Origin of the sequence: Sorangium sp. So ce363 (genome assembly GCF_051520435.1) — a bacterium.
Taxonomy (GTDB): Bacteria; Myxococcota_A; Polyangia; order Polyangiales; family Polyangiaceae; genus Sorangium; species Sorangium cellulosum_B.
Map to the genome: position 1 here is coordinate 2,054,490 of NZ_CP150333.1, position 15,351 is coordinate 2,069,840.

General features: G+C 70.2%; 15 protein-coding genes and 2 pseudogenes. 12 read left to right on the top strand and 5 right to left on the bottom strand.

Annotated elements, in window-relative coordinates; translation table 11 throughout:
- The first annotated feature begins 260 nt into the window (after positions 1-260).
- The 3 genes from WMF12_RS07940 (at position 261) to WMF12_RS07950 (ending at position 3,632) form a co-directional block, all read left to right on the top strand.
- Complete coding sequence (locus WMF12_RS07940) at positions 261-1,391, top strand: hypothetical protein (RefSeq protein WP_437869805.1); 1,131 nt, start codon at positions 261-263, stop codon at positions 1,389-1,391.
- A gap of 272 nt (positions 1,392-1,663) precedes the next feature.
- Entirely contained in the window at positions 1,664-2,899 is a 1,236-nt protein-coding gene (locus tag WMF12_RS07945; protein WP_437869806.1) for an RCC1 domain-containing protein, read from the top strand.
- 466 nt (positions 2,900-3,365) lie between these two features.
- The gene (locus WMF12_RS07950) at positions 3,366-3,632 is read left to right on the top strand and encodes a DUF6999 family protein (RefSeq protein ID WP_437869807.1); all 267 of its coding nucleotides are present in this window, start codon (positions 3,366-3,368) and stop codon (positions 3,630-3,632) included.
- Between the two features lie 16 nt (positions 3,633-3,648).
- Here the strand turns inward: WMF12_RS07950 and WMF12_RS07955 are convergent, their stop codons facing one another.
- Positions 3,649-5,070 (bottom strand): AAA family ATPase, encoded by a 1,422-nt coding sequence (locus WMF12_RS07955; RefSeq protein ID WP_437869808.1) that lies wholly within the window; start codon positions 5,068-5,070, stop codon positions 3,649-3,651.
- Positions 5,071-5,239: 169 nt separating this feature from the next.
- Positions 5,240-6,424: a transposase gene (locus tag WMF12_RS07960; RefSeq protein ID WP_437869810.1), complete on the bottom strand. Its 1,185-nt coding sequence runs from the start codon at positions 6,422-6,424 to the stop codon at positions 5,240-5,242.
- 145 nt (positions 6,425-6,569) lie between these two features.
- Between WMF12_RS07960 and WMF12_RS07965 the strand changes: the two genes are divergently transcribed.
- Positions 6,570-7,547 (top strand): NAD-dependent epimerase/dehydratase family protein, encoded by a 978-nt coding sequence (locus WMF12_RS07965; protein ID WP_437869811.1) that lies wholly within the window; start codon positions 6,570-6,572, stop codon positions 7,545-7,547.
- 28 nt (positions 7,548-7,575) lie between these two features.
- Positions 7,576-7,890: pseudogene (locus WMF12_RS07970) on the top strand (carboxyl transferase domain-containing protein); the annotation flags it as partial.
- A gap of 290 nt (positions 7,891-8,180) precedes the next feature.
- On the opposite strand, the gene WMF12_RS07975 reads toward WMF12_RS07970, so the two are convergent.
- Complete coding sequence (locus tag WMF12_RS07975) at positions 8,181-8,477, bottom strand: hypothetical protein (protein ID WP_437869812.1); 297 nt, start codon at positions 8,475-8,477, stop codon at positions 8,181-8,183.
- 186 nt (positions 8,478-8,663) lie between these two features.
- Positions 8,664-8,900, bottom strand: a pseudogene (locus WMF12_RS07980) (transposase); the annotation flags it as partial.
- On the opposite strand from WMF12_RS07980, the gene WMF12_RS07985 reads away from it, so the two are divergent.
- Complete coding sequence (locus WMF12_RS07985; protein WP_437869813.1) at positions 8,899-9,081, top strand: hypothetical protein; 183 nt, start codon at positions 8,899-8,901, stop codon at positions 9,079-9,081. The pseudogene WMF12_RS07980 and the gene WMF12_RS07985 sit on opposite strands and share 2 nt — an antisense overlap.
- A gap of 168 nt (positions 9,082-9,249) precedes the next feature.
- Here the strand turns inward: WMF12_RS07985 and WMF12_RS07990 are convergent, their stop codons facing one another.
- On the bottom strand, positions 9,250-9,846 hold the full coding sequence (locus WMF12_RS07990) for a glycosyltransferase (RefSeq protein ID WP_437869814.1): 597 nt from the start codon (positions 9,844-9,846) through the stop codon (positions 9,250-9,252).
- An 80-nt stretch (positions 9,847-9,926) separates the two neighbouring features.
- Here WMF12_RS07990 and WMF12_RS07995 point away from each other — a divergent pair, with 80 nt between their 5' ends.
- From WMF12_RS07995 to WMF12_RS08020, 6 genes are all read left to right on the top strand, one after another.
- Entirely contained in the window at positions 9,927-10,433 is a 507-nt protein-coding gene (locus WMF12_RS07995) for a hypothetical protein (protein ID WP_437869815.1), read from the top strand.
- Positions 10,433-11,254: an ATP-binding protein gene (locus tag WMF12_RS08000; RefSeq protein WP_437869817.1), complete on the top strand. Its 822-nt coding sequence runs from the start codon at positions 10,433-10,435 to the stop codon at positions 11,252-11,254. The genes WMF12_RS07995 and WMF12_RS08000 overlap by 1 nt, the downstream gene beginning before the upstream one ends.
- Before the next feature lie 322 nt (positions 11,255-11,576).
- A complete protein-coding gene (locus WMF12_RS08005) occupies positions 11,577-11,942 on the top strand; it encodes a hypothetical protein (protein ID WP_437869819.1) in 366 nt (121 codons plus the stop codon).
- A gap of 723 nt (positions 11,943-12,665) precedes the next feature.
- Positions 12,666-13,568, top strand: coding sequence for a haloalkane dehalogenase (locus WMF12_RS08010; protein ID WP_437869820.1), 903 nt, complete (start codon positions 12,666-12,668; stop codon positions 13,566-13,568).
- Positions 13,565-14,404, top strand: coding sequence for an RNA polymerase sigma factor (locus WMF12_RS08015; RefSeq protein WP_437869821.1), 840 nt, complete (start codon positions 13,565-13,567; stop codon positions 14,402-14,404). The genes WMF12_RS08010 and WMF12_RS08015 overlap by 4 nt, the downstream gene beginning before the upstream one ends.
- A 114-nt stretch (positions 14,405-14,518) precedes the next feature.
- The gene (locus WMF12_RS08020) at positions 14,519-15,286 is read left to right on the top strand and encodes an AraC family transcriptional regulator (RefSeq protein ID WP_437869822.1); all 768 of its coding nucleotides are present in this window, start codon (positions 14,519-14,521) and stop codon (positions 15,284-15,286) included.
- Positions 15,287-15,351: the final 65 nt, after the last annotated feature.

The window sequence follows — 15,351 nt, forward strand, 5'->3', positions numbered from 1 at the left end:
CCGCGGGGGCCCGGTGCTCCGGCGCTTCGCGCTCATGGCACATTTCCGTCAATGGCGGCGCAAACTTCGGCGCGCGTGACGGTGTGGACTCGAGCCGCGCGGCTTCGCCGGGCGCCAACCCTCACCCCAGGGCATCGCCTGAGCATATACTGGGTGGCGGAGGTTCGGTCATGCCGGTGCGTAGCAGGCGGGTTTGGTGTTGGGCGCCGATTGCGGCGGCAGGGCTCGTCGCAGCAGGAGGCCCATTGGCTTGCGGTAGGGTGCTTCTTGACGATCCAGGCGTCGCGGGCGACAGGGAAGGGGGAAGCTCCTCCGAGGTCGACGGCTCCGGGGAGGCCGGGAACACGGCGTCAGGAGGAGGTGTTGGAGGAAGTGGCGCGGGCGGAGCCACGGGCAACGGCTCCGGCACGGGTGGCCTGTTCGGATCGGCTGGGTCGAGCGACGGCGGCGCGTCAGCGAGCTCGGGCGGCATGGACGCGGGCAGCACGAGCGGCGGGGCTCCGGATGGAGCCGGCGGGAGCGCGGGGGCGCCCGCGGAGCTGGATTGCACCACGGCGCGGCCCATCTCGAGCTCGCTCGATTTGAAGTACCAGGTCGACGTCGACGAGTTGCCGCTCATCTCGGAGGTCCAGGGGGACCTGACGCTCAGCGAAGGGGTGAACCGGCTGCACCGCCTTGGCTGTCTGCGGCGCGTCACGGGCACGATCACCATCCGGTACACGCGTAATCTGCCCACGCTCGAGGGGCTCGAGCGGCTCGAGTCCATCGCGGCGGGGTTGACGATCGTGAACAACGATACGCTCGCGAGCATGACGGGGCTTCAAGGCCTGAAGGCGGTGGATGGCTCATTGAACATCCATTCGAACCTCCGCCTCGCTGACCTGGGCGGACTCGAGAGTCTGACGACGGTGCGCCATGGCATCCAGATCGAGAACAACCCCGTCCTGGCGAGCCTCGCCGGGCTGCGCAACCTGACCGGCACGGGCGCAGTGGCGCTCAAGTCCAACCCGGCTCTCAAGAACTTGCAGGGCCTCGAAGGCGTGAGTCAGCTCGCCAACCTCCTCCTCGTCGGCAACGCGAAGCTCGAGAGCCTCGAGGGGCTCTCGGCGCTCGAGACTGTCTACCAAGATCTCACCATCGGGAGCAACGACGTCCTCACGTCCATCGATGGACTTTCTGCGCTCCGGGCGATCGAGCAAAATCTCACCATCTCGAACAACCGGGAGCTCAGCAGCCTCGATGGACTCTCTTCGCTCGAGCGGATCCACTACGGTCTCGAGATCACGACGAACCCGAAGCTCCCCACCTGTGAAGCGGAAGATCTCCGTGAGCGGACCGGCGTTCCACGAGCGTCCGTGATCAACAACGACGACTCGGCGACGTGCCCCTGACCCGGGGCGTGGCGCGCCGTTGCGCGCGGGGCTGCGTAACTGCGCGGGCGTTCGCTCAACGCGCCTGGTGAGCGAAGGGCACCGCCGCGCCGTCTACCTGCGCAGGAGGCGTCCCTGCCGGGTCTTGCTCGTCAGCGCGCCGTCCTGCGTCACCACCGCGTCGCCCAAGCTGGCTGACCGGCATCGCTTTAAGATCTGTTTAAGGAGCGCCCCCGCCGCCCGCTCCCATAGTTCCTCCGTACGGCGAAAGCGCCCGCCGAACGGAGGACCTCATGCCCCGATCCATTGTCGCTCCTTTCCTCTATGCCGTCGCTCTCCCCGCCGCCCTTGCCGCCTGCGGCTACGTCGAGATCGCCCCGCACGGCACCTCGGGTGGCAGCGGCGGCGGTGCTGCCGTCGCGGGGAGCGGCGGCGGTGCTGCCGTCGCGGGGAGCGGCGGCGGTGCTGCCGGCGCGGGGAGCGGCGGCGGTGCTGCCGTCACGGGGACCGGCGGCGCCGGTGCCGGCGGCGAGGACGCTCCCTCGACCGGCTCGACCAGCACATCGACCGGCCCGGCGCCGGCTCCCTCCTGCGCTGCCGCAGAGTGCGCCGTGCGCATCGCGGAGGGCGCTCCGAACTGCGCCATCACCGCCTCCGGAAAGGTCTTCTGCTGGTGGCGCGGAGTCCTCCGGCAGGAGCGCCTGGCCGGCCCGGTTGAGCGTCCGGGCCTCGGCGACGTCGTCGCTGCGTCTAACCATCCCATGCACATGTGCTTCCTCCACGCTGACGGGCGCGTCTCCTGCCAGGGTTCGGACATCAACGGGCCGCTCTTGCTGCGCAGCATTCCCGAAGAGGAGATCAGCGAGGTGCCCGTCGTGCTTCCGGAGCTCGAGGGGGTCGTCCAGCTCTCCGTGGGTTTCGAGTATGCCTGCGGCGTCCTCGGCTCGGGCAACGTCATCTGCTGGGGCGACCCCTTCTCGCCGTTGCTCGGCGTCGAGGGCGCCGGGCGGATGGAGGCGCCGGTCCCGGTCACGGTCACCGGTGTCGACGACGCGGTGCAGGTTGGGGCGAGCTACATGCACACTTGCGCGCTGCGGGGCACCGGAGAGGTGGTGTGCTGGGGACGGCTCACCACCGGTGAGACGACGGACACGGCCGTGCGCGTCGAGGGCGTCGAGGGCGCCGTCGAGATCGCGGCCGGCTGGTCCAACGACTGCGCCCGCCTCGCGACGGGCAAGGTCGTCTGCTGGGGCAGCGATGGCTCCTCCTCGCACGCCGAGCCGGTCGAGGTGCCCGGGCTCGACGATGCGATCCAGGTGAGCGCCGGGTACTCCCGGTACTGCGCGCTCCGGCAGGGCGGCAGGGTCGTCTGCTGGCGGTTCTCCGCGAGGATGACACTGGAGGCGATCGACATCCCGGAGGCCGTTCACGTCACTGCCGGCTACAAGGAAGCCTGCGCCGCCCTCGCGAGCGGCGAGATCGCCTGCTGGCCCACGAGCAACAGAGATGTCTACGTGTTCGGGCTGTAGCCTCGGCGCTCTTGTACGGGGTCGTCCGGACACCGTCGCCGCGCTGGAGCCCGAGCGCGCGCGCCTCGCCTCGGAGCAGCGCCCGGCGTACCTGGTCGCGGCCGTCGAGAGCCCGCGCCAAGACGACGGTCCGGAGACCTGGCGGGACTCTTGCGCGGGGGCGAACCGTCGCGATCCGGTGCTTTGCCCGGGATTTCAGGGAGGCCTGACGACGGATCGCAGCCCGTCGGTGGGGGTGGGCCCAACCCGGGCCCAACCGGCGAGCCTCGATCCTGGGAAGCTCGCGTCGGCCGACGCGTCGCCTCGGGCCGTCGTGGTTGCCTCGCTCGCCGGCACCCTGAACCGCGCCGTCGTCCTTGGGGATGAGGAGGCGGCGCGGATCGTTCACGAGGCGATCGGTCGGCTGCTCGGCCTGGTGCCAGCACCGGAGGGGAGAGAAAGGTCGCGCCGACGGTAGCAAGCCGCATTGACGAGGCGCCCGGATAGGACAGGTGCGGAGCGGGCGAGCAACTCGCTGCAGCTCGATGAGATCATCGCGCTCTACGTCGGCAAGATCATGAACGACCCGCTGCCTGTCGCCCTGGTGCACAACCATCACCCCATGGTGTCCAGATCGACGCTCGAGGTCGGCTCTCGGTTGACGCTGCACGGCCTCGACTCCGAGACCTTGCACGGACACCTGAGGAAGCTGAAGGCAGAGGCGAAGAGAGAGGCGGTCCGGGGCAAACGGTGATCACGTGATCACGTGCTCACGAGGGGCGGTGAGCGTGAGCGCCGAGGAGGCTCCGGGTGAGCGGCCCCCCGTCGACGAGCAGCTCGTGCAGCGCCTCCTTGAGGTGCTCCTCGTCGACCGCCGTGCCGCGCCCCGCGTCGGCCGCGAACAGCGCCGCCCGCCTCAGGAGCTCGCGGATGAACGCCGCGCTCACCCCGTCGGTCCGCGCGATGAGCGGCGCGAGGTCGTCGCCCTTGAGCGAGAGGCCGCGCCCGTAGAGCGCGAGCAGCTGCCGCCGGCAGTCGGCGTCCGGCAGCGGGATCTCCACGGCGAGATCGATCCGCCCTGGCCGCGCCGCCAGCGCCGGCTCCAGGGCCTGCGGGCGGTTGGTGGTCAAGACGAAGATCACGTCGGTGTCCTCCGCGAGGCCGTCCATCTGGTTCAGGAGATCGAAGAGCAGCGGTGAGCGGCAGCTCGTGTCCGCGCTCTCGCGGTCTTGGGCGATGATATCGACGTCCTCGAGCACCACGAGCGAGGGCTGGAGCGACCGCGCCATCGCGCAGGCCTCCTTGAGGAGCTTCACCCCGAGCCCGGTGACGAGCAGGGTGGTGCGCTCCCGCATCTGGCCCGCCAGGTACATCGCGGTCAGGGTCTTGCCGGTGCCCGGGGGCCCGTAGAGGAGCAGCCCGCGCTTCAGGTGTCGCCCCGAGCTGAGCAGGATCTCTCTGTGCCGGGAGAAGCCGATGGTCGACCGCTCGAGCCGCGCGAGCAGCGCCGCGGGCAGGATGAGCGCGTCGCGCTCGATCCGCGGGAGGCTCTGGAGCTCGATCTTGGTCGCGGCCGAGAAGCCGTCCGTGGTCTCGCTCAGGGTGACGACGCGGCTGCGGTAGACGTTGAGCCGGCGCATCAGGACGCGGAGCTCGGCGAGGAGGCGCTGGGCGCGCTCGTTGTCCCCCGCCATCAGCTCGACGGTGAGCTGGCTGCGCCGGAACCCGGCGTCGCTGGGGCCGCGCACCAGGAGCGCGAAGCGGTCGCCCCCGCGGGCGAAGAGATAGAGGCCGCCGACGACGCAGGCGATGAGGCGCTCCGCGTCGAGGTGGACGTTGCGGTACTGCACGGGCCCCTGCGAGGGCGGCGGTCCGCCGATCCCGGGCATCGCCGGGGGCGGCGAGAGGAGATCGGGAAGGCTCACCCCCCGGAACATGTCGCCGCCGGAGACGCCGAGCAGCTCGGAGGTGAACCCGCCGTCGCGGAGGTGGGTATCGATTGCGAGCTGGAAGTTCGGGTGGTCCGAGGCCGGGAACTCCTCGGCGACAACGGGGAGGGTGCGGGGGTCGGCGCCGAAGTGCCCGCGGAGGCGGCCGAGGAAGAACGGCTCCTGCGCGGCCTGGGCCGCCGCCATCGCGCCCATCAGATCCGTGAGGGAAGGCGTGGGGGTTTGGGGCTTGTCGTTATCCATGGTCTTGTCGCCAGCGTGGGGTGGACAATCTCACACGAATGAGTGAACTCAATGTTCCGTTCCTTGAACGCCGCCGTTCCAGAACGCCCCCTTGGCATCGTTCCGGCCAACTTCGCATACTCCGGACGTAAACCTCAGCGTCGCGGCGACGGGGCGGCGTCGTGCCCACCTACGCCGCGTCGAACCCGAACGCCATCGGTTCCCACGTTGGATCGCGCGCGGGTGCTGCCGTTCGGGGCTGCGAGGGCAAGTTCAGATGATCGAGGATGCGGCGCACCACCGCTGAGTCGGTGATCGTGGAAAGCACGCGCATCCTCCGTTCGCATCTCGAGCAGCGGAGCGCATCGAAGCCGAACGAACGCTTCATGAGCACCGCCCACTCGACGTAGCGCGACGTTGCGAACAACTCCCCTTCGAGCAGCCGCCCCCAGTGCAAGACCGAGATCAGGGTCGGCTCAACTCGCACCGTGGGCTCGGCATGCGCGAGCGACCTCGCTGAGAGCGCCGGCGGAGCGCACGGCGATGCGGGCGCGGGCGCGGCGGGCAGAGGCGCGTGCCCCGCGCACGGCTCAGACTTCGCGGCGCGGGCCGGAGGCTTGGGTGTCACGAGAGAGCGCCACGACGAGCGAGGCGCGAACACGCCATGGTATCTCACAAGCGGGATCTTCGGCGGAGGAATCAAAGCCGCGAGCCGGGCCATGAACTCCATTGGACTCATGACGCGGTGAGTGCGTCCCCGCCGAGGTGTCTTCAGCAAGTACGCTATACGCCCATCGGGCAGGAGCTCGATTCGATCGAGTGCGAAGGCCGGGCGGGAGCAGTACCGCACGAGCCTCTCGCGCGCGGATCGTCGACCGCCGTCATCCGCTGCGATGCGCACCGCGCAATGCACGTCGAACCCGTCGCACGCCGCGGAGAAGCGTCGCTCTCGGCGCTCGAAAGCCGCGTCGGGACTGTCCTTGTGCTCGAAAGGCCGCGCAAGATACGCTCCACCTGCGAGTACGAGCTGGGTACACGCATCGAGCGCGGAGGGCTCGATGGTCTCGTTGCTGCGCTCCTCGGCCGCGCGCTCGTCGAGGTAGCCGCGGCGCCGTAGCCAAAGAAGCGCACGCTCGCGCACCCGTCGCGCCACCTCGCTGACATCGTCCTTTGAAGGCGGCGGCGCATCGTGGAAGCGCACGCCCATGGCGGTCTTCTCGAAAACGCCGTCGATTGCCAGCGTGTGAAAATGGACGTGAACGTTCAAGCTCGAGCCGAATCTCTGAGGGAACCCGACCGAGCCCGTCCGTGCGCCCGCGATGCTCGCGAGCCGCGTGGTCACGCGGGCGATCTCCTCCGCGAAGATGCGCTCCATCGCCGCGAGGACGTCAGACCTTTTGGCCGCAAGCGCACGCAGCTCAAACGGCTGCTCGGCGAGACCACGCCCGAGCTCGCGTCGTGACCTCTGCTGTGGGCTGAATCGCTTGCCCCGACAGGGGTTTCGCGACAGCGTTGCCGTCGTGAAGATCCTGGTGCTGGGCGGTTCGATGTTCCTGTCCAAGGCGGTCGCGGCGGAGGCCGTCGCCCGCGGCCACGACGTCACGTGCGCCAACCGTGGCACCTCCGGGTCAGTGCCCGAGGGCGCGGCGCTCGTGCGTTGGGACCGCTCCGAGCCGGTGCCCGCCGACCTCGCGGCCACGGCGTACGACGCGGTCGTCGACGTCGCCCGGGTGCCGTCGTGGGTGCATGCCGCCGTGGACGCCTTCCCCGACGCGCACTGGGTCTTCGTGTCGACCGTCAACGTCTACCCGGACCCTCACGAGCCGTTCGGCACGCCCGCCACGTCGCCGCTGCGCGAGCCGCTGACCGAGGACGTCGACCCGAGCTCGAGCCCGGAGGCGTACGGTCGGATGAAGGTCGCGTGCGAGCAGACCGTGCGCGCGGGCGCCGCGTCGGCGACGATCATCCGGCCCGGGCTCATCGTCGGGCCGGAGGACCCGACCGGCCGGTTCACGTACTGGCCCGCACGGTTCGCCGGCGGCGGCGAGGCACTGGCCGGCGGCAGCCCGGACGACCGGCTGCAGGTGATCGACGTCCGCGACCTGGCGGCGTGGATCGTGACCTGCGCCAAGCAGCGGACGACCGGCGACTACGACGGCGTCGGCGAGGTGCTGCCCGCGGGCGAGCTGCTCGCCCGGGTGGCTGCCGGCGTCGGCGCGACGCCGGAGCTGACTTGGGTGCCGCAGGAGCTCCTGGAGGAGCAGGGCGTCGAGCCGTGGGCGGGCCCGGGCTCGCTGCCGCTGTGGCTGCCCCGTCCGCTCTACGACGGCATGGCCGCACACGACCCCGCCCCGTCGTACGCCGCCGGACTGACCCTGCGACCGGTCGCGGACACCGCCCGCGACACCCTCGAGTGGCTGCGGGCGACGCCGGACGCCGTCGTCACGGGGATGACCCGGGAGCGCGAGGCCGAGGTGCTGGTGGCCACCCGGAGCTGACCGACCCGGCCTCGACTAACGTCGCGACATGAGCCCGAGCCCCTCCCGCCTGTCGGCCGCCGAGCTGATCGACCTCGTCCTCGACGAGGGATCGTGGACGTCCTGGGACGTCGCCCCCGTCCGCACCGACGTCTCACCGGAGTACGCCGCGGAGCTCGCCGCAGCCCAGGAGAAGAGCGGCTGCGACGAGTCCGTGCTGACCGGCGAGGGCCGGATGCACGGGCGGCGCGTCGCCGTCGTGATGGGCGAGTTCGCGTTCCTCGCCGGCTCGATCGGCCGCGCGTCCGCCGACCGGCTGGTCGCCGCGATCGAGCGCGCGCCCAGTGAGGGGCTGCCGCTGCTCGGCGCGTAGGTAAAAGAAGCCGGATCGCAGCGCGAGGAAGTGTAGCGCAGCAAACCTAAAGGGTGGGACCGCGAGCGTCGTGAGCGGATAGGAGCGGATAGGAGCGGATAGGAAACTATAGAGCTCTCGCCCGTGTCGAGCCCCGCGGGAACGGCGCCGGGCGAGCCGTCTATCGCGCATCAAACACCCGCTCGCCCCGTCGCAGGGCCCGCGCGCCGTGCATTGGGTGCAGCTCTGGCTCGACGACCGCGACGTGCGTTCGCCATGACGGGCTCGGGCCGGGTGCCCACCTACGCCGCGTCGAACCCGAACGCCATCGGTTCCCACGTTGGATCGCGCGCGGGTGCTGCCGTTCGGGGCTGCGAGGGCAAGTTCAGATGATCGAGGATGCGGCGCACCACCGCTGAGTCGGCGATCGTGGAAAGCACGCGCATCCTCCGTTCGCATCTCGGGCAGCGGAGCGCATCGAAGCCGAACGAACGCTTCATGAGCACGGCCCACTCGACGTAGCGCGACGTTGCGAACAACTCCCCTTCGAGCAGCCGCCCCCAGTGCAAGACCGAGATCAGGGTCGACTCAACTCGCACCGTGGGCTCGGCATGCGCGAGCGACCTCGCTGAGAGCGCCGGCGGAGCGCACGGCGACGCGGGCGCGGGCGATGCGGGCGCGGGCGCGGCGGGCAGAGGCGCGTGCCCCGCGCACGGCTCAGACTTCGCGGCGCGGGCCGGAGGCTTGGGTGTCACGAGAGAGCGCCACGACGAGCGAGGCGCGAACACGCCATGGTATCTCACAAGCGGGATCTTCGGCGGAGGAATCAAAGCCGCGAGCCGAGCCATGAACTCCATTGGGCTCATGACGCGGTGAGTGCGTCCCCGCCGAGGTGTCTTCAGCAAGTACGCTATACGCCCATCGGGCAGGAGCTCGATTCGATCGAGTGCGAAGGCCGGGCGGGAGCAGTACCGCACGAGCCTCTCGCGCGCGGATCGTCGACCGCCGTCATCCGCTGCGATGCGGCTCTACCTCAAGGTCGCAGGGACGGCCGCGAACGCGGGGTGCAGGCCCTCCGCCTCCGCGATGTGCAACACGGGCGTCATGCCGCAGGCCGCGGACGGCAAGCCGACCCTGACGAGCGCTGAGCTCGCGACCCTCCGCCAGTGGATCCAGGACGGCGCGCCCGCGCCGACGCGGTAGCGCTCGCCCGAGCCGCCTCACCCACGGCCCGCCTGGCCTGCAGGGGGGCGCCCTGCTCCGCGAGCTCGGGCCGGCCCTCGCGCTTCTCGCGCACGCGCCCACGCCCCCGTCCTCCGATGACCGCCTCCGCCGCCATGCGTGCTCCGCCTCGTTCGGTCCGGCGTCGCGTCACGCTCGCTCCAGCGCCTGGCCCGGCGGCGGCGGCGCGTGGCGCGCCCTCTCGCGGTGGGGGGAGCGGGCGGCCAGCCGCTCGAGCGCCCTCGGGGCGACCGCGTCGGACTTGAGCCGTCGTATCTCCGCGGCGGCGGCCTGCGCGCGCTCGCGCGAGGCCCCGTCCGCGAGCAGCGCCCGGAGCCGCGCCCGGATCGCCTCCGGCGTCGCCTCGGCGAGGGGCAGGCGATGGGCGAACCCGCCGCGCTCCGCCTGCGCGGCGTTGATGTGCTGGTCGCCGAAGAGCGGGATGATCAGCATCGGGACCCCGTGCTCCAGCGCGCGCCCGATGGTGCCCCAGCCGCCGTGCGTGATCGCCGCCGCCATCCTGGGGAACACCTCCTCGTGCGGCAGATACCGCTCGATCCGGACGTGCTCTCCGAGGCCGGTGGGCACGTCCTCCGCGCTGGCGGCCGTGGCGAGGATGGGGATCCCCATCGGCGCCACCGCCAGGAGCACGCGCCGGAGCAGGCCGCCGTCCTTGCCCGTGGTCGTGGTGCTCACGAGGACCGTGCCGGGCTGGACCGTGCGGGGCGTCGAAGCCTGCGTGGTCAACCCCGGACCAAGGCCCGGACAACCCTCGGCGTGGCTTCGGCAACACCGCGCGCGTGGGGTGTTATTGAGCACCGTCGTTGATGCCGATGGTGCGCGTCCGCGCCGACCGCGCGTCGGTGAGGATCTACGCCGGCACGGAGCTCGTGAAGGTGCACGCGCGCGTCGCGCCGGGCAAGCGCTCCACCGATCCGAGCGACTACCCCATGGGCAAGGACGTCGCGGCGGTGCGCGACGTCGCCTCGCTCATCGCGAGCGCGAAGAAGTGCGGAGTGAATGTCGGGATCTACGCCGAGCGACTGCTCGCCGTGCCATTGCCCTGGACGCGCATGCGACTGGTCTACGCGCTGCTGCGTCTGTGCAAGAAGTTCGGCAACGGCCGTGTCGAGGCGATCTGCCAGAGCGCGCTCGCGTTCGATGTCGTCGACGTGCAGCGCGTGGCGCGCATGCTCGAGGCGGCGAAGACGCCGGCGTCACCGTCCACGGGCGAGCGCACGGTCGTTGCGCTGCCCGCGCCGCGGTTCGCGCGCAGCACGGAGCACTTCGCCACGCGCATGCCGGCGGCTGCCGCGACCAAGGAGGAAGCGTGATGAGCTCGAGCGAAGTCGACCCTGCGCTCATCACGGCGCTCAAGCGCCTTCGCCTCGGCCGCATCGCGGCGACGCTGCGCGAGCGCCTCCTGCTCGCCGAGAAGCAGTCGATGGGACACGAGGAGCTGTTGCTCATGCTGCTCACCGACGAGATCGCGCGCCGCGAGGCGAGCGCGACGGACAACCGCGTACGCGACGCCGGGCTCGATCCCACCATGCGCCTGGAGCTCTGGGACAAGACCGCGAAGGTCAGCTTCGACAGGCGTCTGCTCGGTGGGTTCACGAGCCTACGCTTCCTCGAAGAGCACAAGCACATCGTCATCCTCGGCTCCGTCGGCGTGGGCAAGACCTACCTCGCGAACGCGTTCGGACACCTCGCGTGCCAGCACGGCTACAGCGTGCGTTTCCTGCGCGCCGACGCGATGCTCCGCAGGCTGCGCCAGAGCAGGCTCGACAACTCACGCGACGCCGAGATGGTCGCGCTCACGACCGTCGACCTGCTCATCCTCGACGACTTCGCGCTCGAGGCGATGAACAAGGAAGAGAGCCGCGACGTGTACCAGCTCTTCCTCGAACGCACAGGCAACGCCTCGATGATCGTCACGAGCAATCGCGATACGGCTGAGTGGCTCGCGATGTTCGACGACGTGCTGCTCGCGCAGAGCGCCGTCGATCGGTTCAAGAACGCGGCGTTCGACTTCATCATCGAGGGGGAGTCGTACAGACCGCGACTCAAGCCGAAGCTCGACGAGACCAACACGGCCGCGCCAGTGCCCGCGCGCAGCAAGCCGCCCACCCATCCACGCGGCAGGCGGCGATGACCGCTGCGGCCCCGGCGAGGACGTCGATCCCGGGGCCGCTCCTCTGACCCCCTCGCTCCGATCGGCGTGCCTCGCCCACCCTCGTCGACGGGACCGCGGGTGTCGCCAGGGGCGGGGTGGACCTTCCTGATCCTGAGCGTCGCGGACCCTGCTCGGGATCTACTTGGGGCTGGGTGGCCCCATGACCCTGCGAAAAGAGAGACGTCGCCCGTCGCTGCGCGCCCGGCTCCGGGGATCTCGACACGCTTAGCGGTCTCGGGCATGGTCGAGGCCGATCACGTCGTCTCCCCCTGGCCCCATGACCCTGCGACGGGGTGGCCCCATGACCCTGCGACGTGGCACAGTGCATCTTGCGCCGTGGGCGAAGCTTCCGGCGGGATACGCGCCCCATCGCCCCGAGGAGACGGTCCTTCATGGGCTGGTTCGAGAGAATCTCGAATCGTTCCTCGCGCACGCCCGCCTCAATTTGAGTTTACACTATCACGCGCTTGTTTCGGATGGCGTCTTCTTGAAGAACAAGGTCGGGCAGATGTCGTTTCGAGACACCCTTGCGCCTTCCGCGGAGGCGCTCGCGTGGATGGTTCGAAGGGTACGCGAGCGCGCAGTTCTCTGGCTGAGGAAGCGAAGATTTCTCGAGGATCGCCCCTTCGAGGAGCGTGCCGAGCGCGCGATCCCACCGACGGGCTGAGCTGGTCCGACGGGCCCACGTGCGCAGAGTGAGGCATCGTGCCTGAGCCGCGAGTCGACCCAGAAAGCGCAGGCCGCTGTGAGGACGACGTGCGCCGGCACGCCGCGCGGCTGAGGGCTCTGCATCGCCCTGCCGGGGGCGAAGCCGGGCCGTTTTGGACGAGCTCCCGCAGGCTGTGGAGTGAAGGCGGCGCCTTCGATGCATAGATAAACTATTGATATAGCGTCGTTTTTCCAGGAGGACCGGATTGCATAGAAGAATGTTCTGTCAATCCAGGACAGGTCCCAAAGGTGGGGCTTGACATCTCCGAAACGTTCGGGCTTCCTTCTCCCCCGCCTCGCCGTCGTGCTCGTCGTAGGCGAGGATCTCGGCGCGCGCGCTGGGCGGCACCGCCGCGCCGCCAGCACGCCGCCCAGCGCCGTCAGGGTCCGCGCCGCCCTGGTCCACCGGTGTGTTCTCGGATCGATGCGAGTCATGGCTCCACTCCTCGGGTGAGGCCGGCCCTTCGCCGGCGTTCCCCGAGGCAGACCCGCGCCGGCGCGGGTGTGAACCGAAATTCGACACGCCGACCTCGCGCGTCGCCTCGCCGGCCGCGCGTCCGCAGCAGGTTCCGCCCTTCGCTGCGAGGAGGACGATTTCCGGTCACACGGACAGGGTTCCCCGTCTCGAACCGGAGAGACAGGCTGGATGCCGCGTGCGTACGGCCGGGAAGGACGGGAACCTATGGGTACGAGCTCGAAGAAGAGAGTTTGCATCGAGGGCCACGAGATGGCCTATGTCGACCAGGGGATGGGCGAGCCGGTGGTGTTCCTCCACGGGAACCCGACGTCGTCGTACCTGTGGCGGAACATCCTTGGGCCGACCTCGGCGCGGCGTCGCTGCCTCGCGCCGGACCTCATCGGAATGGGCGACTCGGACAAGCTGCCGGAGACGGGCAGGCAAGCCTACGGGTACGCCACGCATGCGAGGTTCCTCGACGCCTGGTTCGACGCGGTCGTGCCTGCGGAGCCCGTCGTGCTCGTCGTGCACGACTGGGGGTCGGCGCTCGGCTTCGACTGGGCTCGGCGGCATCCGGACCGCGTGCGCGGCGTCGCATACATGGAGGCGATCGTCGGATCGATGCCGCTCGGGAAGTGGCCCGCGGCCGCGAGGGAGTTCTTCGAGGCGATCCGCTCGGATGCGGGCGAGGAGCTCGTCCTCGAGCAGAATGTCTTTCTGGAGCGGGTCATCTCCGAGGGCAGCATGCTGCGTCCGCTCTCGGACGAAGAGCGCGCCGAGTACCGGCGCCCGTTCCTCGTGCCGGGCGAGGAGCGGCGGCCGACGCTCTCGTGGCCGCGACTGCTGCCCTTCGACGGAGAGCCGAAGGCGATCTGCGCGCTCGCCGACGCCTACGTCGCGTGGCTCACGGCATCGAGCGTGCCCAAGCTGTTCGTGAACGCGGAGCCGGGCCGCATCCTCACGGGGGAGCTCCGCGAAATCTGTCGCAGGTTCCCGAACCAGCGGGAGGTCACGGTGCGCGGTCTGCACTATCCTCAGGAGGACTCGCCGATGGAGATCGCCGACGCGCTCGCAGGCTGGCTCGATACCCTCGCTCCGCCGACGCGCGCGCAACCGGTGGCGTCATGAGCGAGGCGGCTCTCGACGCGCTGGCGATCCGCGCCCGCGCGGGCGACCGAGAGGCGCTCGAAGCGCTCGTGCGAGGCCTGCAGGATACGCTGTTCTGCCTCGCGCGCAGGTTCCTCGGCCACCCCGAGAACGCGCGTGACGCGACGCAGGAAATCCTCATCCTCATCGTGACAAAGCTCTCCACGTTCCGGGGCGAGAGCTCGATCTCGACGTGGGCGTACCGCGTCGCGTGCCGACACCTCCTCCGCGCACGCGCGACGTACCGCCGCCTGACCTTCGAGCAGCTCGTCGACGAGGATCTCGCCAAGGCGCCGAACGCCATCGGCGCGGAGGCGCTCGAGAGCGCCGAGGCGCGTCTGCTCGAGGAAGAGGTATTCCTCGGTTGCACCCAGGCGATGCTCCAGGCGCTCGACAGGCCGCTGCGCATCGCCTTCGTGCTCGGCGGCATCTGCGAGCTCGAGTCGGCCGACGCGGCCTACGCGCTCGGCATCACCGAAGCTGCCTTCCGCAAACGACTCTCCCGTGCGCGCGCGGCGCTCGACGCGTTCGTGTCGAAGCACTGCGGCGTCGCGAATCCGGCGAATTCGTGTCGCTGTGCGTTCCAGGTGAACCACAACGTCGCGCTCGGGCGTCTGAACCCGCGCGGCCTGCGTCACGCGAAGCCCACGGAGCGGACCTCTCTCGAGGCGCTGCAGGCCCTCGGCGAGATCCGCGCCGTGCGCCGCTCGCTTGAGCTCTACCGCGCGCAGCCCGCATTCACCTCCCCTGAGGACCTCGCCGCGCGGGTGCGGTCCATGATCGCGATCGGTCGCGGGAGCAGGATCTTCGATGCGTGAAGACGGCTGACGTGGGCTGATGTGACTGACGTGGACGCGGGCAGCGCGGGCAAGAGCATTTGATGTCGCTCACAGGCCGTGCAATCTTCGGCAGTGTCGCGCAGGCCTTGCCCCGTGAGCTCTCGTCCGGGGATCGACCCGCTCGTCAAGCCGGGAGGTGAGCGCACGCTGAGCGTCGGCGTGAAGGCGTTGCGGAGCGTGCTCGGAGCCGCAGAGGCCGTTGGGCTCGACGCTGGCGCGCTCGCCCGAGTGCACGGGCTCGCGCCGGAGGAGCTGCGCAACCCGGACTTCCGACTCTCCTATGGCCGGTGGATCGCGCTCTGGGACGGCGGCGTCGAGAGGGCCGGCGATCCGGGCGTCGGGCTCCGCGCCGCGGAGGCGCTCACGATCGGACACTGGGATGTGATGGACTACGTCGTCGCGTCGAGCGACACGGTGGGTGACGCCTTACAGAGGTTCTCGCGGCACTTCGCCGTCATCAGCACGGCCGTGCGCCATGTCCTCCAGGTCGACGAGAAGGAGGCCCGGATTGTTCGGGAGCACGTACCGGGCGCGGCCCCGCACCGGGTCGCGACCGAGTTCGGCTTCGCGACCATCGTCCTTCGCTTCCGCACGCTCGCCGCCACACCGTGGTCTCCTTCCGCGATCCAATTCCGTCACGCGCGCTGCGCTGAGATCGAGGCATACACCCGGATCTTCGCTTGTCCGATTCGATTTCGAGCGCCCCACGATGCCATCGTCCTCCCGCGGGCGGTGCTCGCGACGCCGATGAGAGGGGGCATCTTGCTCCCTTCTCCGCCTGCAGGCGGCTCGTTCACGACGTTCTGCGACGATGGCGAGCTTTCATCGCACCACCGTGGCGTGAAGAGTGCGTCCGGCTGAACGGCGTCAACCGCCGGGAGCGGCTGCCTGGGTGCCTCCACGCCCGCGCTCTCGTGGGGCGCGCC